The organism is bacterium (genome assembly GCA_030247525.1).
In the GTDB taxonomy this organism is placed as follows: domain Bacteria; phylum Electryoneota; class JAOADG01; order JAOADG01; family JAOADG01; genus JAOTSC01.
Genome location: JAOTSC010000007.1, coordinates 14,364 through 35,585, shown reverse-complemented (window position 1 = coordinate 35,585; position 21,222 = coordinate 14,364). Strand labels below are relative to the sequence as shown.

Sequence of the window (21,222 nt, the reverse complement as noted above, 5' to 3'; positions counted from 1 at the left end):
TATGACCGCGCTACCCAAGTGGGGATTTTTTATTGTTGGATTACTGTTGACAGGCATGACATCTATGCCTGTTTTTGCTGCTTCGAGTGAATACAAAAACGTCGCCTTCGATGTACAACTGGTTCCAGGAATCGGAATCGGCCCGATGCTTGCCCGTGGCGATAAACTATCGCACGACTATGCGCTACACATCATCGCTGGCAGCTCTGATCGGACGCGCGCTATCGAACTCGCAACGCTTTGGAATTGGGTACGGGAAGATGTGAAAGAAAAGCGTTCGAGTAACCGTTGGTTTCATATTGGTCCGATCCAAATCGCCGGGGCATTGAATGGTGTCGGCAATACGATGAATGGCACGCAACTCACGCTCGGGGCAAATGTTGTTGGCAGTACTGCGAATGGAATCCAAATCGCCGGTTTAGGAAACATGGTGCGTGGCTCGGTGAATGGAATTCAGTTGGGCGGATTGGCGAATATCTCCGGCGATGAAGTCAATGGCATTCAACTTAGCGGTCTGGCAAATGTAACTCGGCGCGACGTGAACGGTATTCAATTGAGCGGTCTTGGTAACATCTCTGGCGGCGAAGTCAGCGGTATTCAACTCAGTGGATTGGCAAATGTGGCGAATGGTTCGGTGAGCGGCGTTCAATTTTCCGGCGCACTTAGCGTCGTTAATGGCAGTACTTCCGGCGTGATCATGACTGGCGGCGCAACGCTTGCGCGAAGAGATATTTCCGGCGTGATTTTAAGCGGTGTTGCCAATGTTGCCGGAAATAGTGTCGAAGGGCTTCCTTTTACCGGCGGTTTCAATATTGTCCGCGATAATGTCGAAGGGCTGGGAGTTGCCGGGATTGCCAACATTGCCGGAGGTGATGTCGAAGGGTTATTAGGCGCTGGTGTGGTGAATGTTGCTCGCGACGATATGGAAGGTTTGCTCGTCACGTCCGGTTTTAATGTTGCTACGAAAATGGAAGGCCTCGCCGTTGCAGGAGTGGGCAATGTCACCCGCGACGATGCCGAGGGGCTTCATACAGCGGGCTTGTTTAACTACGCTCATAGCGATTTCGATGGGTTGCAAATCGCCGGACTATTGAACTATGCGAAGCACTTGAACGGCGGACAAATCGGTCTCGTGAATTATTCGCTCGATGCCGATGAACTACTGATTGGCGCAGTAAGCTATTCGCAACGGTTCGGTTTGCGATACGAAGCGATGATCGACGAAGCGCAATTCGCTACGGTGAATTTGCATTCCGGCAATAAGAAATGGTACAACCGACTCATCGTCGGCAGCCGCCTTGGCAACGATCAAGCGACGCTCCTCGGCGCTGGTTTCGGACGACGTTACCGATATGAAATAATCGATTGGGAATTCGGCGCATCGGTGAGCGCAGTGAATCTCGATAGTGATTTTCCACTCGGCAATTCTGATGGCATGCTATACAAATCGACGCTCACCGGAACGATCAAAGTGAGTGATAATATCGCAGTTGTGTTAGGACCATCACTCAATTTCTGGTTATCAAAAGCAAGCGATGGTTCTGAATTCGGTGGTTGGCCGATTTGGGAACGGAAGTCGTATTCGCAGTACCGGAATGTGTGGGTTGGCGGCGTATTTGGAATAAGATTTTTTCAGAACGGTTTTGAATAGTTTTTCAAATGTAGGGGCGTATTGCAATACGCCCAATGGAAGTAAACGGGTAGCAATACCCAAACGCTAATAACCAAACGGAGGAATGAAAGAATGGCAAACGTACCGCTGCAACCGATGGACGAGCGCGTGCTTGTGAAGCCCATCGAGCAGGAAGAAAAGAAGTTCGGCAGCATCATCATCCCGGACACCGTCAAAGAGAAGCCGACGATGGCAGTCGTCGTCGCCTTGGGATTCGATGTCGAAAAGGAAAATGAGAAGAAAGCGAAGCTTTCCGACATCGTCAAGATTGGCGACAAAGTACTGCACTCGAAGTACGGCGGAACCGAAATCGAATGGGAAGGCGAGAAGTATCTGATCCTTTCCCGAACCGACATTCTGGCACTTGTCAAGTAATATTTCCTGTCATTGCGAGGAGTTCGCCGCGTGCGAACGACGAAGCAATCGCAGAAAGCAAATGGGATCGCCACGGCGCAAAGCGCCTCGCGATGACACCCTACCGAAAATTGAAATTTAGGAGAAAATACTGCTATGGCAGCGAAAATTATTACCTATGAATTAGAAGCGCGGTCGGCGCTCAAGCGCGGTGTTGATGCGCTTGCAAACGCAGTGAAGACCACCCTCGGACCCCGCGGCCGTAATGTCGTGATCGAGAAGAAATTCGGCGCTCCGACCGTCACCAAAGACGGCGTCACGGTAGCGAAGGAAGTCGAACTCGAAGACGGTCTTGAGAATATGGGCGCGCAGATGGTGCGTGAAGTCGCCTCGAAGACCAGCGACGTCGCCGGCGACGGTACCACTACCGCCACCGTACTTGCCCAGCAAATCTATGCCGAAGGTTTGAAAGCAGTCACCGCCGGAATGAATCCGGTTGACCTCAAACGCGGTATTGACGATGCAGTCAAGGAAGTGGTTGCCGAACTGAAGAAGATGTCGAAGCCGGTCGGCGGCAAGAAGGAAATCGCCCAAGTCGGTACGATTTCCGCGAATAACGACGAAGAAATTGGCGAATTGATTGCCGATGCGATGGACAAAGTCGGTAAAGACGGCGTCATCACGGTGGAAGAAGCCAAGGGTATCGATACGACGCTCGATGTCGTCGAAGGAATGCAGTTCGATCGTGGTTACATCTCCCCGTACTTCGTAACGAATCCGGATGAGATGGAAGCGGCACTCGAAGACCCGATGATCCTCATCTACGACAAGAAGATTTCCAATATGAAAGACCTCCTCCCGGTATTGGAGAAGGTTGCCCAGCAAGGCCGTGCGCTTATCATCATCTCCGAAGACGTCGAAGGGGAAGCGCTTGCCACGTTAGTCGTTAATAAGCTCCGCGGTACCCTCCGTGTCGCCGCAATCAAGGCACCGGGTTTTGGCGACCGCCGCAAGGCAATGCTCGAAGATATCGCCGTATTGACCGGCGGTCGGGTGATTAGCGAAGAAGCCGGCTTCAAGCTGGAAAATGCGCTGTTGACCGACCTTGGCAAGGCGAAGAAAGTTGTCATCGACAAGGACAATACGACCATTATCGAAGGCGCTGGCAAGACCATCGACATCCAAGCGCGCATCGAAAATATCCGCAAGCAGATCGAGAAGAGCACCAGCGACTACGACAAAGAGAAGTTGCAGGAACGCGTCGCGAAGTTGTCCGGCGGTGTTGCCGTATTGAAGATTGGCGCTGCGACCGAAGTCGAAATGAAGGAAAAGAAGGCCCGCGTCGAAGATGCGCTCCATGCGACCCGTGCCGCAGTGGAAGAAGGCATTGTCCCCGGCGGTGGTGTGGCGTTACTGCGCGCGGCGACTGCGATCAAGATCGAAGGCGCCAATGTCGACATCAAACAGGGCAAGAAAATTCTCGTCCGTTCGTTGGAAGAGCCAATTCGCCAAATCGTTCAGAATGCCGGTCTCGAAGGTTCGGTTATTGTGAATAAGGTGAATGAAGGCAAGGGCGCGTATGGTTACAATGCTCGCACGATGGTCTACGAAGACCTCATCGCGGCTGGCGTGATTGACCCGACCAAGGTTGCCCGCGTCGCCTTGGAAAATGCCGCTTCGGTTGCCGGCTTAATGCTGATGACGGAAGCCGTGATTGCCGAGAAGAAGGATAAGAATCCGCCGGCAATGCCCCAAATGCCCGGTGGCGGTATGGGCGGCATGGACTACTAACTTCGCGAACATCCGTTCCGAACAACAGACAGGCGGGCAGCAATGCCCGCCTGTCTTTGCGTAGTAGGGACAGATGCCCCTGTCTGTCCAATGAAAAATGTTGCACACCACCAGTTAGGGCGATCGGGGTGTTGTCCTTAGAATCTCGTTGAATGAATGGTGTCGTCGGGCGGGCATGGCAACCCGCCCCTACACCTGTGTATTTGTGTGATTATACCCCTACTGCAACGCTTCCTTCAAAAATGCGACTAACTCTTCCCGCTTCACAGTCGATTGTGCAGGACGGTCGCGGCGCCACTCTTCCCTGCCGGCGATTTGTTCCGAGAGTTCTTTCCCTAACCATAAATCTTTGATTTGCACTTCCCCCGCTGCAAATTCATTCTCCCCGGCGATTAGCGCAAACGGGATATTGCAATGATCGGCATACTTGAGTTGTTTGCCGATATTGCCGTTGCCGGTAAACAGCTCCGCATTGATCCCGGCTTCGCGCAACTCCTTCGCAATCTTCGCATATTCCGCACCGGATTTTTTATCCATTACTGTTACGAGTACTTGCGCGGTCGAGCTGCGGTTGGGAACTTTCCCGAGTAGTTTCAAAGCGGCAAGCAATCGGTCAACGCCGACGCTGGCGCCGGTCGCGGCAACCTTTTGACCGGTGAAGCGTTCGATTAAACTGTCGTAACGACCGCCACCGAACACCGTTCCAAATTGTTTTTCCTCACCCTTTTCGTCGAAGATGGGAAATGTGAGTACCGCTTCAAACACCGGGCCGGTGTAGTACGCCAACCCGCGGACAATCGTCGGATCGTAAATCACCTGCGATTCGTCGATACCGAGCGCCGAGAGGATCCCATCTATTTCACGGAGTTCGGCGACCCCTTCGAGTCCGATCTTCGATTCACCGACGATTTTCTCCCATTGGTCGCACACGGCAAGCCGGGTTGCACCTTGCGTATTCAAGTATGCTTCGATGACAGCAATCGCTTCGTCGGATAGTTGACAGCCGGGAGTAAAGTCGCCCGACTGGTCGCGCCGCCCACCGCTGAGCAGTTGCTTAACGCCGGGTATGCCAATCTTATCGAGTTTATCGATACTGCGGAGAATGTCGGCGGCGGTGATTGTTTTCGTGACTTCTTCCCCATTCGACCCTTTGTACGTCACATCCTTCGTGTATTCGAGCAGCCCCGCCGATTCCAGTACGCCCGAAAGGATTTTCCGGTCGTTTACTTTCACGAGGTATTGTCCTCGCTCGATTCCCAACGCCTCCAATGTCTCGGCGATGATCATACAGACTTCGGCATCCGCCATCATCGAGGACGCGCCGACCGTATCGAAATCGAATTGGTAGAATTCACGGAACCGTCCCGGTCCCGGTTTCTCGAAACGATACACCGGCCCCACCTGATAGCGGCGGAATGGCCGCGGCAACTCCGGGTACTGTGCCACTACCCGCGAGAGCGGTGCGGTTAAATCGTATCGCAAAGCAATCCAGTCCTGATCCTCATTGCGAAAAGAGAAGATACCGCCATCCGGTTGATCGGCTTCCGGCAGGAACTTCCCCAACACGTCGACGTACTCGATGGCGGGTGTCTCGAGCGGAGCGAAACCGTAGCGCTCATAGACCGTACGGATACGGTCGATCATCCAATTCCGCATCTGCAGATCAGCGGCAAAAATATCGCGAAACCCTTTGTACAACCGGGGTACGGTACGATTCGCTTTCATGGTCGTTCCTGTCTCATTTTTGGAAATAGCAACGCCCGCGTTCTCCAGAGAAGTGCTACGCGGGCGTCATAAACAAATGGATGCTTCGCGTCAAGGACGCTTTTGTACAGCCGAATGGACTCGAACCATTGACCTCCTGATCCACAGTCAGGCGCTCTAACCAACTGAGCTACGGCTGCATAGTGCGGAGAGCAATATAGAGGCTCCCCAAGGGAAAGTCAATTTTGGGGAATAGAGGATATAGGACCATTGCGCTTCGATTCTCACGAATACCGGTGAAGCAACACACAAAATGAGATGAGGTGAACAAATCTCTTATTGCATTTGATTGATACTAATTCGTCTAAAACGTCCTAATCATTTTCAGATAATAGGCTATAAAGGTATCGTTATATTTTGCAACACGATAACGAGACGCAGTTCCATAGGGGGTTTCATTGTATGGGTAACGTACAGATACCGGAAAGGTCAGAAAGCCAAGTTCAAATCCCAAGGGATTAATATCTATGTTCTTCTTCCCAAAATAACCTAGTCCTAATCCAAGAGTAATGCCATTGGGATTGGTAGTTAGTTTATTTTCTCCACTCGTGAAATAGGAGGGGTAGCCAAGCGTACCTTTCCAAAATATGGTCTTTTGCTCTGACTCAATCAGGTAATACCGATAGTTAACCGTAAAGAGGATCTGATATCTTACTAAATGAATAGGTGGTGGCTTAACATCCCCCCAGTAGGGATCCCATTTACTATCTTGATTGTAATGAATCGAAAACATCATACCGGGAACCACACTCATCTTTCGGGTAAAGCGGTACTCGACACCGATGGAGAATTCAGGTTGCCAGATTTGAGCATCCTCTTGAAAGTGAGCAGCACGAAAGTATTCATTCGTTGCTTTTTTTAATCCATCGTTTACCGATATTCCGAATCCCCACACTCCACGAATCGCTATCCTCTCTCGTTGAGTTTGCATCGGTTCATTTTTTTTAAGTTCAATCACAGGAACTTGATTTGTATTGCTGACCGACTGCGAGGGTAATACAACTTGCGCATTGGAACGGTCACTTACGATCAATCCGAGACCGAACATTACAAGTATTGTTGTTTTGACTATTCTCATAGTTACGACCTAAGTGTAAGTCAAATAGGTGAAAGTGGTGGTAAAATAGACACCCTAAAACGCGAACATCCACTGCAGTGCCAAGAAGTGGATTGGGTGGTATTCGTGGCTTTCGTCGAAGTAGGTGCCTTGATAATCGAGCCGGATAACCCCTTCCCGAATCACCCGCCATGCCAGCGCGGTTTCGATCCGATTGAAGTTATAGGTCCAGGGTTCTTTTACACTATCGTCGTTCACCGATTCCGCGATATCGCTAAATTGCATCCGGTCTAATCGCAATCCCCAATAATAACCCGGATAGAAATTCCAACGCGACTCGAGATAACCACCGGTCGCAGTGATCGTCCCTTCTTTAATAAACGGGGTCTGCCACGCGCAATGCATCGCCTCGCCGAACCACTGCCAATGGCCATAGCCCGCCTCGAAAAACGCGTTCCCGACGTTCTGGTAGTATTCCAACGGCTTCTTCGGATACTTCACTTTCGCATCGGGACGAATCCACGACGAATTGGCAGAGGAGAACCCGAATCGCAATGCCGGCGATGTGCGAAATGCAATGCGAGCAATCTTCTGATAACCAAGATTGGTCGTCGATAGCGGATTCGAGGTGGAACCGGTCGTTACCGCGAGCGAGGCATCCCACCAACCGCACTGATCGATGAAAAATTCCGATCCGAAATTCCAACAAGCGTCGTATGCGACCGGAATTCCATAACCGTAATTGACCGAGCTGCCCCGGACATGAATCGAATCGTTGTTAAAACTCCCGCTCGAATTCAAGGTCGTTTTGTAATGCCAAATTGCCGGTACCCCGATCACCGGATTTTGATTGAAGTAAGTCGAACGAGTCGAGTAATTTCCCAATGCCGAAGGAATGAACCCGGTACGAATCCCCACTGGACCGATGGCGCGCCGCAAAGTCAGGTATGCGCCGAAAATGTGAGGGTCGGACTCGGAATCCCACAGAAATTCAACATTCACTTTCTTCGTCGAATCGAATTGCTTCACCATGAAAACGCGAATACGCGCTTCACTAAACGGATCGTCGCCGCGATAATTTGAATTCAACCGATTATTCCGCTCCAACGCCCGCCAATTCAAGGTGACATCGCCGGCGGTGGTAAGCCCCTCTCCTCCCAGTATCCCGTAATCGGCAGCCAAAGCGGATGTGCCAACGAGAAAACAAAATATCGCCAACAACAGCCATCGCTTCATACCGTCTCCTCCTTCGGCAATTCATACGGGATTTTCAAATAAAAGGTCGTGCCAGAACCGACGGCGCTCTCTACGGTAATCGTTCCACCATGTTCCGTAACGACTTTTTGCGCTACCGCCAATCCCAAACCGGTGCCGTCTTTCTTGCCGAAAGTAACGAAGGGGTCGAACAAATGCTCTTTAACTTTATCAGGAATACCAGGGCCATCGTCATGAATTGCAAACGTTACCGAGCCGTTTTCCCGCTTCGCCGATAGTTCGACCCGCCCCCCATCCGGCAGCACCTGCACCGCGTTGCGGATAATATTCTCGAATCCGCGCTGCAGTTTCTTCTCATCGATGAAGAGCTCACCTTCCCAATCGAGTTTCGTTTGGATACAGATTTGACGAGTACGGCATTCTCGCTCGAATGGTGCTTTAATCTCTTCGATAAACCGCCATAAGGGAATCCACTGTTTTTGTAGTTTCCGGTCGCCGCGGGCAAAATCGAGCAATTCGTTGATCATCGAGAGCATCCGGTCGATTTGCTTCATGACCGCGTCGCGATGCTCCTTGCGAAACTCGTCGGGAACGCCCGGCAGCGCCAATAAATCGATGTACCCATAAATTGCTGTGATCGGCTGTTTAAAATCGTGAATGATTCCCGAAGCCATTTGTCCGATAGTTGAAAGCCGCTCCCCGCGAATCAAATCCGACCGAGCGGCTAACAACGACAGACGCATCTCATCGAGCGCTTTCCCCAATGCGCCGATTTCATCGTTGCTCTGCGTTGCAATCGGTGTCTCCAAATTTCCTCTTCCTAAGGATGCCGAGGAAACGACCAATTGTTCAATCGGGCGGGTAATCTGTTTCGTGATAAAAAAAGAGGCGATAATCGAGATCAGAATTGCCAACACACCCACCAGAATAATCGCTTGTTGAATCCGGTAAAGCTGGAGGTACTCCGGTTGCAACGATTTATAGACAACGCCGGTCGCCAATTGTGCTCCCGCAACATCGTTTAGCCGAAACAATGCACCGGCATGCGGTTCTTTCCCCAAGGGAAACGTTACGAAAGCAGCTACCGTGGAATCGCTATGGTTGGTCACCGGAATTTGCGGAATCCGGTTCATTTGACACAACGGTTTTTTCGCTATTTCTTTAATCGCCGTCAGTACCATTTCGTTTAAATTATCGGTTTGCGATGAAAGTACCTGCCGCTCATTTAAAAACACCAACTCTAAATCGGTGAGTTCGCTGAACCGGTTGGCGAAACCACGGTCGAACCGATGTCCAATCAAGAGTATCGCTATGACAGCATTCCCGCTACGGACTGGTGCGACGGCGATGTGATACAATTTTTCGTTCCGCAGCCAGATATCGCCCGAATCGTAACCATGCATCGCATCGCGGATTGCCGGCTCGCGAGCCAGTGTGTCACCCCATGCTAACGGGGTTTCCCCTCGCGCCCGCACAACCCCGTCAGGCGTCAGCAGCCAGAATAAATCGTAGTCGTAATTCAATGCGGTTTCGGTTACGGAACGGAGGATGGTCGGTTGGTCTCCGGTAGCGATACTACCCCGGAGGCGAGGGTCTTGCGATACATTAACCGCTTGCCCGATCAGCGATTGAATCTCGAATTGCTGAAACCGGTTGACTTTGTAATGTTCCCATTCAAACTCTGCTCGAATTTGTTGAATTGTCGACGACCGGAATCGGTAGCTAACCACTGCGATGGAGACTACTACAATAAACACGACGAATCCCGTCATTGTCAGAAACAATCGCGTTCGAAACTTCATACTCTGTTGTATGTTCCTCGCTAAGCCGGTTTAGTATCCGAAAAAGTTTTACGGCAAATCAAATTGCAATCGTACTTCGACTGTGCCAGTCTCCGGGACTTTTACACTCGTTCCGGTTTTCGGATACAATTCGTGCCAGCCACATATCGTATAAGTACCCGCCGGTACATCGGATAATTCGAACTCACCCGCCTCGTTGGCAGTCGTATGGAATTTATTGGGAACCACCAAAATTACACCACTCATCGTTGGATGAATATCGCAATAGATACGGATGTCACCCGCCTTTTCAAATCGAACTTCCTTGGAAACCCCATTGGGATAACGTCCTAAATCGAATTTCTTTGCCGCCGACAGCGAGAAGAGATTGTGGAATACATCGTCGGAATTGGGAAATCGTACTGTCGTACCTGCAACAATCGTCAACAGGTGAGGAACAATCGAGTAGTTTTTTTGATCCATCACCGGCTGGATAGCTGGCGGATTGCCCCGTGTCAAACCGGGTGACTCTTCCAGATACACGATAATTGTATTCGCGGATTTGATGTTCACTGATGTTGTTCGGCTGCGGGCGAATGGGCTGATTGGACGAAAGCCGCTACGTTCCGACGGCAAACTTGCAGTGCCGCGGATTTCTCCACCATACGCCGCCAATGGTGGAAGTAACAATCCGGCAACTGCTATGAGTAAGACTCTCAACAAGGAGAGTTTGATCTGATTAAGTATGTAATGAATAGACAACCGTTCACTCATTTTTGTGTAACAAAAATTGGACACACGACTAAGAATGATACAATATAGTACGTTTCAAGAAAACAATGCGGTAAAATACCAATAAAATAAAAAAAACGGGTGTGTCAGTACACCCGCTTCCAAATCTAACAATTTTATTCTTATTACTTTAGCACTTTACGCATCCGGTAACGGAGAAATATTGCCGAAAAATTCAAGGTAAAGGTTAACAAGAGCAACACCAGCGTTGTTGCGAATTGTAACCCCTTCGTCGCTTCGACATCGGTCGATTGCGTCGTCATAATGTAGATATGATATCCCAATTCCATGAATTGATCGGAAAGTGAATCGGGTAGATCAGGTAAGAAGTAGGCAGCTCCCGTAAACAGAATCGGTGCAACTTCCCCGGCGCCACGGCTCACGGCAAGAATGCCCCCGGTTAGAATACCGGTCATCGAATTGGGCAACACTACTTTGTAGATCGTTTGCCACTTCGTCGCACCCAACGCCATGCTTGCTTCACGCAATTCACGCGGTACCGTTTTAATTGCTTCTTCAACCGAAACGATTACTACCGGGAGAGTTAACAACGCCATCGTCATACTTGCCCACAGGATGTTCGGTTGTCCCCAATGGAGTTCCTTCCCACCCAACAAAAACTTGTCGATGCCACCTCCGACAAATTGAATGAAGAAACCTAACCCGAACAACCCGAATACAATCGCCGGCACTCCCGACAAGGTATTTACTGAGAAGCGTACCAAACGCGAATACAACGAGTCCTGTTTCGCATACTCGGCAAGATAAATCGCGGTAATCGTTCCAATTGGAACGCCCGCAATCGACATAATCACTACGAGTAAAAATGTTCCAACAATCGCCGGAAAAATTCCACCTTCCGTCATCCCGACTTTGGGAACCGCGGTAAGAAATTCCCACGTCATTACATCCCAACCGCCTACCGCGATTCTCAGCATGATTGCAATGACAACCACTACAATTGCGAAGGCACAAATCGCTCCCGCGATTATTATCGACTTTCCGAGGAAATGGTTGTTCATCATGACACACCCCGGAATTTCTCAAGCAACTTGTGGCGGACATAAAACTCGGCAATCGCATTTAAGACAAAAGTGAATATAAAAAGCAGCGATCCAATGAGAAACAGCACCGTGTAGTGGGTGTCGCCGAACACCACTTCCGCCATCTCCGCGCCAATCGTCGCCGACATCGTCCGCACCGGCTCGGCGGGGTTAAAGGAAATCAATGCGGCATTTCCCGTTGCCATTAGGACAATCATCGTTTCACCGAAGGCACGTCCAAATCCCAATATCAACGCTGCTAAAACTCCCGGAATCGCTGCCGGCAATACGACAAACAGCACTGTCTGCCACTTGGTTGCTCCCATTGCGAGACTTGCTTCCGATAGCGAATTTGGCACCGCCGCAAGTGAATCCTCGGCGATGGTGAAAACAATCGGTATCACCGCCAGCGACAAAGCGAGGCCGCCGACAAAGGCATTTAGCCGGTATTGATATCCGAACGTTGCCTGAATCATCGAAGCGAGAACAACCAACGCGAAGAATCCAATAACAACAGAGGGAAATCCAGCGAGAATCTCAATGGCTGGTTTCAGCAATTCCTTCACCCACCGCGACGCAAATGCAGAGGTATACATCGCCGCCAATATCCCAATCGGTCCGGCAATCAAAATCGCGATTAACGTTACCTTGAAACTTCCAACGAAGAGCGGTATTAATCCATACTTCGGATGTTCCGATACTGGCTGCCAGTCTTTTCCCGTTAAGTTCTTGAATGAGGCAACCCCTTCGTAACCGCCTGTTTCCAACGATGGCGTCGCTTGATTTGCGGTTGCAATCGTATCCGATTCATCGCTGCCGTAGCTCTCTGATTGTTCCACGATTTGATTCACATTCGTAGCGGTTGCTTTAGCAAAAAATATCGGCTACGCTTCGCGGAAGACGAATGCGAAGATAAGAAAGATGATGAGCAAGCAGAAAAAACCGATTCCCTTTACAATCCGTTCGGCAATAAAATCGCCCCAGCGGATTTTTTTGTTCGTCAAATCCGCGGGTACATCCAAGATTGTCGTTCGATTATTTGGCATTCGATTCCTTTGTGTTTCCTAAGGAACGAAGGAAATGTTAAGAATCTGTTAAACAACCGACGCGGCAACCTCCGCTCCGTTCCGTCAAACATCGGGAGTTGCCGCGCGATTTCGATCAATCGTGTGCGATGGGGACTACTTCACCGGGAAGTAACCGACTTTGGTTACGATCGATTGTCCTTCCGGGCTTAAAATCCAGTCAATGTAGTCTTTCAACGCGCCGGTCGGCTTGTTGCGTAAGTACATGTAAAGAAAACGGGAGATCGGGTATGCACCCGACTTGATGTTTTCTTCGGTCGGTTCATAAGCGATGCCTGAAGCGTCCTTCTTAACGGCACAGTACTTAATGCCCTTGCCGTAAGCAGCGCCACCAAAGCCGATACCATTCTTATCCTTCGATACGGCATTCACGACCGCCGCGGTGCCTGGCAACGATTGTACCGATGGTGCGAAGTCCGCGCCGCCTAATACGTTGTCCTTGAAGTATACATAAGTACCGGAGTTGTTTTCACGACCGTACAGAATGATTTTCGCATCGGGACCACCGACTTGTTTCCAGTTGGTAATCACTTTGGTGTAGATCTGCTTGATTTGCTCAATCGACAACTCACGCACGGGATTCGATTCGTGCAAGTACACCGAAAGCCCATCTTTCGCAACTTTCACTTCAACACCGAGCGAACTATAGCGCTGCTTCATTTTTTCGCGCTCACTTGGCTTAAGCGGACGAGACGCATTGGCAATGTCGGTAGTACCATTGATCAACGCCGAGATACCGGTTCCCGATCCGCCACCCGTTACCTGGACGGAAAGGTCGGAATGAGTTCCCATGTAGATTTCTGCCCATCGTTGAGCAAGGATCACCATGGTATCCGAGCCCTTTACTGTGATGACGGATTTCGATTGCGCGTGTACTACAATCGCGATTAGCAGTGTTGCTGCTATGACGAAATTTTTTTTCATTCGAGTTTCTCTCCTCTTGCTACACTGTGTAAGGGCAATTTTCCAAAAATGGTTCCCTTACGACTGACGGAATCCAACTGCTAACTGCAACACTTAATTAAAACTTATACTGTAAGCGAATAGTGAAGACGTTGTCTTTCACATCTTCGGTATAGGCAGCAAGCGATCCGGATGCGGCACTATTCACCGTTTCATTCGTGACCATATCATAATAGAAGACAAACTTCACATTACCATCCCAATGGTAAATCCAACCAAGACCTAACGTGGAATACTGGATGTCGGCTGCGGTTAATCCAGCCCCCGAAGCGCCGATGTCACTACCTTCCACTTCGGTATTCGGATCGAAGTCGTCATACTTCAGTACAAATTGATTCTTGAGACCAATGTTCTGTACGTAGTTGAAGTAGTAACCGGAAACCTTCCGCTTATATAGCGGTGTATTGGCAGTAGTACCATTGTAAAAACCGTTGGAGGAGGAGGTAGACGGTTGATCGCCCGAGATGTATTCGAGTCGAGCCGACATGCCACCCAATACCGGTAAATCGGCGTAGTACTGCGCATCGATGCCGATGTAAGTGCGATCATGGTATTGCATCGCATTGGTTCCAGTCGAGTCGACTTTGAACTTCTTGTCGCTTAACTCATAAACAAACTTCGAATTGTTGCGAACCTTACCCATGTAGAACGATACGCCACCATCCAGCTGCATGTTCTTCTCGATGAAGGGGAACATCACACCAACACGGCCAATTAGGTCTTTGTTGTTATCGTTTTCGTTCGCGGTAACACCCATGCCGTTAAACACGCCAAGTTTCGCGTTAAGGAAGCTCAAAGGACCACTCTCTGAGGAGTATGCAATCTGAGCGCCAATGTCGCGCTCGCCCGGGAACAATACTTGGAACATCCGCGACCGTTCCGGGGTTTCTCGTGAACTGGAGGAATAGGATATTTCAAAACCAAAGGGACGATCAAATCCACCAGCCTTCAGTTCAAAGTTCTTTGTCCACGGCTCTCTTATACTGAGGTACGCATCTTTGATGCCAACGCCGCCCTGAGTGACATCCAACTGGACGACATACTGCGTCAACTTATTGTCGTAGTTGATCTTGAAACGGCCGCGACGTACAGCAAAACGCTGGTGTACACCGGCGGGGAAGTTACCGCCCGCATAGGAGCCGATGCCGTCGCCGTCGGAAACTTGGTACTGCGATTGGATGTAACCGGAAATTTTAATTTTTGCTAATGCATCGAGTGTCGTCTTCATCTCGAGCATCGTCTCATTCATCCCTTCAACTTGCCCTTTCACTTCGGCAAGTTGCTCTGTTGTCTCAGTTAGTGTCGTTTCTGCCAGCGCCATTGTAAAAATGCCAAACATCGCGACAAGAAAAAACGATATCCGAAGTTTCATTACTTATCTCCCTTGCGTTGCACTTTGCCGATTTCACGGGTCTCGAGCTGGCGGTGGTTGCTCGCCAACGTCAAACAAGGATACAAATACTGCATTAACGGAATGTGAATGAATTGTTAAACATCTGTTAAGATGCTGGAAGAAGCCTACGAGTAGCTTTTTAGCGGGTGTTAATACATACTAAGGAACCATGAAGTAGATTATTTCAAAGCGAATCTTAACGCTCAGTATTTATGTGTTTATATTAGTAATATTATTCTAACGAGTACCACAACAAGTTAAGGAAACGAATGATTCGGGAGATTAAGGATGTTATCTTCGTAGTCATAATTCGTGATGTTTGAATGAGTTCTACTCTGGGAGCGATAACGCGCAGTAGATACTGGAAAAAGGTTTTATGAGGTGTTGTTATATGTTCTATATAAATAAAAAGATATATCACATTTGAAACCATTGAAACATTATCATTATAACAGGTTATTTCAGGAACCGGATTTTGCAAAACCAAGGAATCGCAATGCCTTGACATTACCCGCGTCTTCGATGTAATTTACACGCAATCGGTGCGAACAGCATCTCAGATTCTTCCCGATTTACTACCAGATTAAATTATTTCAAAACAAAACAACGGTTCTTTCCGAGAGGAGCTACGCGTTACAATTCTCGTGTTTGCATCCTCGGTTTTGGGGGCTCCGATGACACTACAACAATCTCTCCGTCTTTCCGCAAGAAAGGAAATCTCATGAAATCCACAACTGTTTGGATTCTTCTCTTTACCATCGTTGCAGCGTTACTGTTAGTTGGCTGCGAAGGTAAAGAAGGTAAACAAGGTCCTGCCGGCCCCGCCGGTCAAAATGGCAACAATGGGCAAAGTGCATTTACTACAACCTATGTCGGCGACGATGCCACGACCTGTAATAGCTGCCATGCGACTACTGTTGCATCTTGGAAGACAACAGGTCACTACTGGGCATACGACAGTCTTGATGCCGCCAGCAAAGCCAAACCATACTGTCTGCAGTGCCATACCACAGGTTACGACTCACCGGCAAACTTCGCCGATACGTCGATTGTTACCCGTGGTCCCGATCGCTACGGTTTCGACGATTACTGGCCGGCGCAAACCGCCCACGACAGTATGCGGTTAACCGCGCTCAAGAACGTCCAGTGCGAAGCCTGCCACGGCCCGCATAACGACGTCGTTTACAACCGTTCGCATACTCCGGAACTTTCGCTTATGACCCGTAAAGTCGGCGGCGAGTACAGCTCACTATGTGTGAAGTGCCATGATACGCAGCTCGCCGAGTATGATAGCTCAGGCCATGCCCATCCGATGCAAGTCGAAACCCCGGAAGATTTCTATGATGAATTCGTCCGTGCGACATGGTCGACCAACCCGGTTGGCAGTTTAAACAATTGCTGGGAATGCCATACGTCCGAAGGCTTCATCAAAGCGAACGATCCCGATTGGGCAGCGATGGCAATGCCAGCTCGCGGCAATGTCGATGGCGTAGGCTGCGTGACTTGCCACGATCCGCACTCGAACGGTTCGGGCACGGCACAATTACGTAACATTTCCGACGAAGTTACCACCTATTTCAATGCGGCGACCAACACCCCACAACGTACTTTCACCGGCTACGGTGCTTCGCAAACCTGTGTTCAGTGCCACAAGGATCGGCGTGACAGTTCATCCGTCCGCGGTCAAATTGTCAATGGTAACACTCGCTTCGGACCGCACGGCTCCCCACAAATGGATATGTTTGTTGGTGGTGGTGCTTATGAAATTCCCGACAGCTCGTTGCCGGGTCGCACCTATAACCGTACCCACGTCCACCAGACGGCAGCCAATGCCAGTGGCCGCAAAGCATGCGTTATGTGTCACATGAATCTGACAGCCGAATCGCCGCAACATCACCTGCACAACTTCAAACCGGAAGTTGCCGCATGTACCGGTTGCCACGGTGGCGCGACTTCGTTTGCTTCCATCGTCGGTTCGCTCAATGCTGGTCGTAACCAACTCGATACGTTGGCTGCGCAACTGGAACGTATCTTAACCAACAATGGAGCGATTTCCCTTGACTCGCTCGGTTCGCCGCGTAATGGTCAATCGACCCAAAAATCCCGTAAAGCCGCTTGGGCGCTTCGCTACTATCAGAACGATAAGAGCCATGGTGCGCACAACCCGGCCTATGCCAAGGACTTGTTAACGAATGCATTGAACTACTTGGATTCGACTAATCCGTAAGCAATATCAACCACTGCAGTACCAAATCAAGGACGGGCAGCGTTTAGCTGCCCGTTCATTTTTTGTGAATGAGTAAAGCGGTATACTGCACTACGGTTTCGTATTTTGTCAGGTGCGACAACTACTCTTCATTCTCTTACTCCTCCCCTTACTCGCAATAGCAATCGAGCGGGATGCTCTCGCACCGGTGGAACGGGCACTGGTACGCGGAGTTGGGAAAGCGATGACAGCCGGGGAATTGTACAATCTCCGCCGCGCTTCCTTTGCCCTTCCGCAACTCCCGGAAACTCCCCCGACTGTGTACTTCCAGTCGCAATCCCGCCAAGCGGAAATTGCGTTCCTTATCCAATCCGATGATGCGATGACCCGTGCCCTGCAAACCGCGATTATCAATACAGCAACTTACCGCAATCCTCACAATGCCGCGAAACTTGCCCGAGCAGCATTGGTATTGGCGACCGGCGGCATTGGCTTTCGCGATTCGGTTTTGCTGTCGCAGAGTTGGGCGCTGTTACTGGCATTGCCTAAACCGCCCGCGAGCGGCGGATTTGCCCGGAATGATGCGAGTGGCGCATGGGGAGATTTGCTGGAAGGTTCGGAAGCCTTAGCGGATGCTGCGATGGCATTTACACTTTTGCGGAATTCCAGGCCGGAATCCGAACAGCATGTGATCGTACAGACACTAACACTCGCCGCGATTCGTTTGCGTAATGGTATTGAATTTATCGGTCCGAATAATCACGCGCTATCGACTGGCGCCAATCTCGCCTCGGCATTGTTATTGTTGCCGCCGACGGATTTTCCCGGTGGAAAACGTACCCGCATCGAACTATGGCGGATTGCCGAGCGCTATCTCCAAATCGGGTTAGCACAGATCGGACCTGATGGTGTCTATCGCGAAGGTCCGGGCTATGCACAGACCGTATTGCGCCATCTCACCCGATTATCAAATCTGCTGTATATGAGCATGGGCGAAAATCTTTTAAAGCACCCCTTGCTCCATAAACTCGCCGTAACAACCGCCGAACTTTCGCGGAACAACGGTTCACCGCTGCCGCTGGACGACACTTTTCCGATCAGTGGCAATCTGTGGCGGCAGGTGGCGCGATTACTACCACAGGAACCGCTCATCGCACAGTTTGCAACGCTCTCGCCAAGTGGAACCGCCTCGGTGGAAGGGCTGTTCGATGCCGCTTGGTTTGCTCCCCGCGCAACCCAACACCGACCGGGACAATCGACGTGCGCACGCATCTATCGTGATGGCGGCGCGGCAATCATTCGCAACAAAACCGATGTACCGATAGTGACGGTCTTGAGCGGCGAGCCGCGCAATCGTTGGACCGGACGGCACGAACAAATCGATCCGGGAAATCTCTTGTGTGAGGTTGGTTCGCAGATGCGGATCACTTCGGGGGGGTATGGGCCGCAAGGGGTGTACGACGCCGACCGCCGGTATTGGATGTCGAGCGAAGCGCAGAGTGCCTTTCTCGTCGATGGCGAGCCATTGCATGAGTTTTATGATAGTGATGATAACGAGAATTCTCCGGTTTGGGACGGCGCACTGTGGGATCAAACGAACCTTATCGCAAAAACTACATGGAAACAGGATGGGGTATGGCTTTCGCGAACGATGCTCAGTCTTGGCAACACAATCGCTATCATCGACCGGATCGATTCTACCGATCAAGAATTCGCCAACCCATACAAAGTCGAGATTCAATTCATGTTGTCGGGGGAAGTGTTGTCGCCGGAAGTAGGTGAGTGGAGTATCACTGCACAGAACGGGGAGAATCCCTTGCGAATGGTCACGCTTCCCGCTGCTATCGGAACACTGAGAAAAGGCTTTGCGACCCTCGGATCGAATTCTTCGGAGGAAACAACTCAGTTACGATTACCGCTCGAGCGACTACGAGTAACGCTGCTTTTTCCCGGCAGTGCTGCGAAGATTCCGATAGCAAAATCACGTTTTACCGATATAGAAAAGGTGCAATGGCGGGATGCCGAGAACCGCGAATGGTTACTGAATCATCGGCATCGTTTATCGAGTATCGACGGTGATAACAACACTTTTGCCAGTGTGACAATAAAGGGAACTCTCAATGACAGAGAACTTTTGTACCATTGCATAGAACATCAGGAAAATAATCGAAAAATGATGGAAGGATTGCAGTTGTCGGATGCCTTCGGCAGCGCACGGTATAGTAAAGATCCAACGATATTCGATACATCCAAAGAATGCAAAAATCCAGTACGTGAATTCCCAATTTCCTATCGCGGGGTACCGATAGACACTATACCGGTTTCTCGCGTACAACGATCTTTGCACGGCTGGTATGTTTTCGGTTCTCCACGCTATCACTTGCAGGAAGCGACCATCCCAACGCCCCCTTCGCAGCTATCGACCCTCTATACTTCCAACAGCAGCGAGACCATTGCTGAACAAATCGCGACGTGGGAGCCCAACCGTAGGGCAGCACTGGAAGCGGAAATCGCCGATTCGATTCTAAGCGGATCGGCGCAGGGGTTGGATTCGCTGGGCTTACGAAAATCGGCTGCGCTTGCCATGGCGGCAATCGATGCGACAACCGACGGTTTTGCACCCGGCGTATTTCGGGTACCATTCGATGCCGATGAGTCTTGGCAGAACAACGACAATGAGAAAAATCGATTACGATTGCGGGGAAAATGGGGAAGCGGTTTATCCGTAGAAAAGTTTGCTTGGGAACACACGGACATTTATGGCGGTTGGTCGGTAGAGCGCTCAGCACCTCATCATCAAACCGAACGTTACCAAACGGAGTATTGGTATCGGAATTATCTTTGGACGCTTGACCATAGCGATGGGTATTCCTCTGGTCTGGGATTCGCACAATCTTATCACTACTCGACTTTTGATCACCGTCTCACCCGCGATAATAGCGACCGTTACACCTTTCAATCGCTGGGTGTTGGTGAGTTTGGCATCTACCAAGTAACCACCGCTCCGACCGTACGTTCCGTCACTTTTTGGAATTCTGCAAAACCATTTGTAGGTGGTATATGGGTGAGTGGCACATTTTTTCAAACGAATCCCACTAACACGAAATGGCGTTCGCGTGGACAAGGAATGTTCGAATGGGGCTCAGTGCTCAAAGGAATGAACCTCCGAGCTTCGTTTGATAACCGGTATGGAAAGTGGAATCAATTCGAGGGGGATTGGATAAGTAGCAGTTTTCAATCGATTCAGTTCGTGTGCACACAAACCGCTCATACCTCCGGTTTGGTTGACGGAAATGTTTGGGGTAAACCAATTTGGGTGTACAGCGACTCAAGCAATTCACAAGCCCGGGAACGAGCGCGGATTATTACGCGAGCGGAAGAGCAACGCGGGGCGTGGGTCGCCTTTGCCAAACTGCCGCTCTTGCTCTGGCGCACACAGCACCGTAACGCAACCATCGCCGCCTATACCGAACGCGAACGGAAGCGGGTAACCGGACTCGAATGGCGTGAAATTATTTTACCTTTCACCTTTACCCTCCGCAGTGCCGCTTCGACCACCAGACTCGAACAAGGCGCGGTTTTGCTGGGTTACTGGTCACCGCGCTTCGCCATCGAAGGGACGGGCGAGTACGCCTCCGACGAGTGGTCAACCGGATTCACAACCTCCCTCCCGACAACCATTCCACTCGGTGAGTTTCGCTTTGCGATTACTCGCACTGAAACCACCTCACCGATTACCGAAATTCTAACAACCGGTTCGATAGAGTGGAATCGTTTCGATCAAGGCAATACATCGCTACAACAACGCATCGACTACACTATCAGTTCTACCGGCGACAAAACCGCCGAAGGGGGCATCTCTTTGCGGTGGTAATTCTTGTATTGGGTGGTTAAGGGCTCCAAGTAGTGGTGGTTACGGGCTTCCAAGCCCGTTTGTAGGGGCAGCTGGCAGCCGCCCTCTTCTTTGCGGGAGCCCGCCGGACTCCCCTACGATACAGATCTGGAGACCTGTCCGTACCCATCACACCCATTACCCAACATCCTTTACCTTACACCTTACACCATTCACCTTTCACCCTACACCCATCCTTTCCACCCCACGTCCC

Annotated in this window: 13 protein-coding genes, 1 tRNA gene and 1 pseudogene; 5 read left to right on the top strand and 10 right to left on the bottom strand. The window is 50.4% G+C overall.

All coding sequences use genetic code 11. From position 1 onward, the window contains the following. Position 1 precedes the first annotated feature (1 nt). From OEM52_01535 to groL, 3 genes are all read left to right on the top strand, one after another. Positions 2–1,651, top strand: coding sequence for a hypothetical protein (locus OEM52_01535; protein MDK9698819.1), 1,650 nt, complete (start codon positions 2–4; stop codon positions 1,649–1,651). A gap of 93 nt (positions 1,652–1,744) precedes the next feature. Next, a complete protein-coding gene (locus tag OEM52_01530) occupies positions 1,745–2,047 on the top strand; it encodes a co-chaperone GroES (GenBank protein ID MDK9698818.1) in 303 nt (100 codons plus the stop codon). Positions 2,048–2,182: 135 nt separating this feature from the next. Next, a complete protein-coding gene (gene groL, locus OEM52_01525; GenBank protein MDK9698817.1) occupies positions 2,183–3,817 on the top strand; it encodes a chaperonin GroEL in 1,635 nt (544 codons plus the stop codon). A gap of 219 nt (positions 3,818–4,036) precedes the next feature. Here the strand turns inward: groL and hisS are convergent, their stop codons facing one another. From hisS to OEM52_01475, 10 genes and pseudogenes are all read right to left on the bottom strand, one after another. Next, complete coding sequence (gene hisS, locus OEM52_01520) at positions 4,037–5,542, bottom strand: histidine--tRNA ligase (protein MDK9698816.1); 1,506 nt, start codon at positions 5,540–5,542, stop codon at positions 4,037–4,039. A 105-nt stretch (positions 5,543–5,647) separates the two neighbouring features. Further along, positions 5,648–5,721: transfer RNA gene (locus tag OEM52_01515), tRNA-His, on the bottom strand. A 164-nt stretch (positions 5,722–5,885) separates the two neighbouring features. Beyond that, positions 5,886–6,659 carry a hypothetical protein gene (locus tag OEM52_01510; GenBank protein ID MDK9698815.1) on the bottom strand — a complete coding sequence of 258 codons (774 nt, stop codon included), beginning with the start codon at positions 6,657–6,659 and terminating at the stop codon, positions 5,886–5,888. A gap of 54 nt (positions 6,660–6,713) precedes the next feature. Continuing rightward, positions 6,714–7,874 carry a hypothetical protein gene (locus OEM52_01505; protein MDK9698814.1) on the bottom strand — a complete coding sequence of 387 codons (1,161 nt, stop codon included), beginning with the start codon at positions 7,872–7,874 and terminating at the stop codon, positions 6,714–6,716. Then, on the bottom strand, positions 7,871–9,655 hold the full coding sequence (locus tag OEM52_01500; GenBank protein MDK9698813.1) for a HAMP domain-containing histidine kinase: 1,785 nt from the start codon (positions 9,653–9,655) through the stop codon (positions 7,871–7,873). The genes OEM52_01505 and OEM52_01500 overlap by 4 nt, the downstream gene beginning before the upstream one ends. A gap of 48 nt (positions 9,656–9,703) precedes the next feature. Next, on the bottom strand, positions 9,704–10,396 hold the full coding sequence (locus tag OEM52_01495; protein MDK9698812.1) for a hypothetical protein: 693 nt from the start codon (positions 10,394–10,396) through the stop codon (positions 9,704–9,706). 155 nt (positions 10,397–10,551) lie between these two features. Beyond that, positions 10,552–11,448, bottom strand: coding sequence for a phosphate ABC transporter permease PstA (gene pstA, locus OEM52_01490; protein MDK9698811.1), 897 nt, complete (start codon positions 11,446–11,448; stop codon positions 10,552–10,554). Beyond that, positions 11,448–12,515 (bottom strand): annotated as a pseudogene (gene pstC, locus OEM52_01485) (phosphate ABC transporter permease subunit PstC). Before pstC ends, pstA begins: the two are co-directional and overlap by 1 nt. 135 nt (positions 12,516–12,650) lie before the next feature. Further along, positions 12,651–13,478, bottom strand: a complete 828-nt coding sequence (locus OEM52_01480) for a phosphate ABC transporter substrate-binding protein (GenBank protein ID MDK9698810.1) — start codon at positions 13,476–13,478, stop codon at positions 12,651–12,653. Between the two features lie 97 nt (positions 13,479–13,575). Continuing rightward, positions 13,576–14,889, bottom strand: a complete 1,314-nt coding sequence (locus OEM52_01475) for an OprO/OprP family phosphate-selective porin (GenBank protein ID MDK9698809.1) — start codon at positions 14,887–14,889, stop codon at positions 13,576–13,578. Positions 14,890–15,631: 742 nt separating this feature from the next. Here OEM52_01475 and OEM52_01470 point away from each other — a divergent pair. After that, the gene (locus tag OEM52_01470; GenBank protein MDK9698808.1) at positions 15,632–17,137 is read left to right on the top strand and encodes a multiheme c-type cytochrome; all 1,506 of its coding nucleotides are present in this window, start codon (positions 15,632–15,634) and stop codon (positions 17,135–17,137) included. 112 nt (positions 17,138–17,249) lie between these two features. Further along, the gene (locus OEM52_01465) at positions 17,250–20,990 is read left to right on the top strand and encodes a hypothetical protein (GenBank protein MDK9698807.1); all 3,741 of its coding nucleotides are present in this window, start codon (positions 17,250–17,252) and stop codon (positions 20,988–20,990) included. The last annotated feature ends 232 nt before the right edge of the window (positions 20,991–21,222 follow it).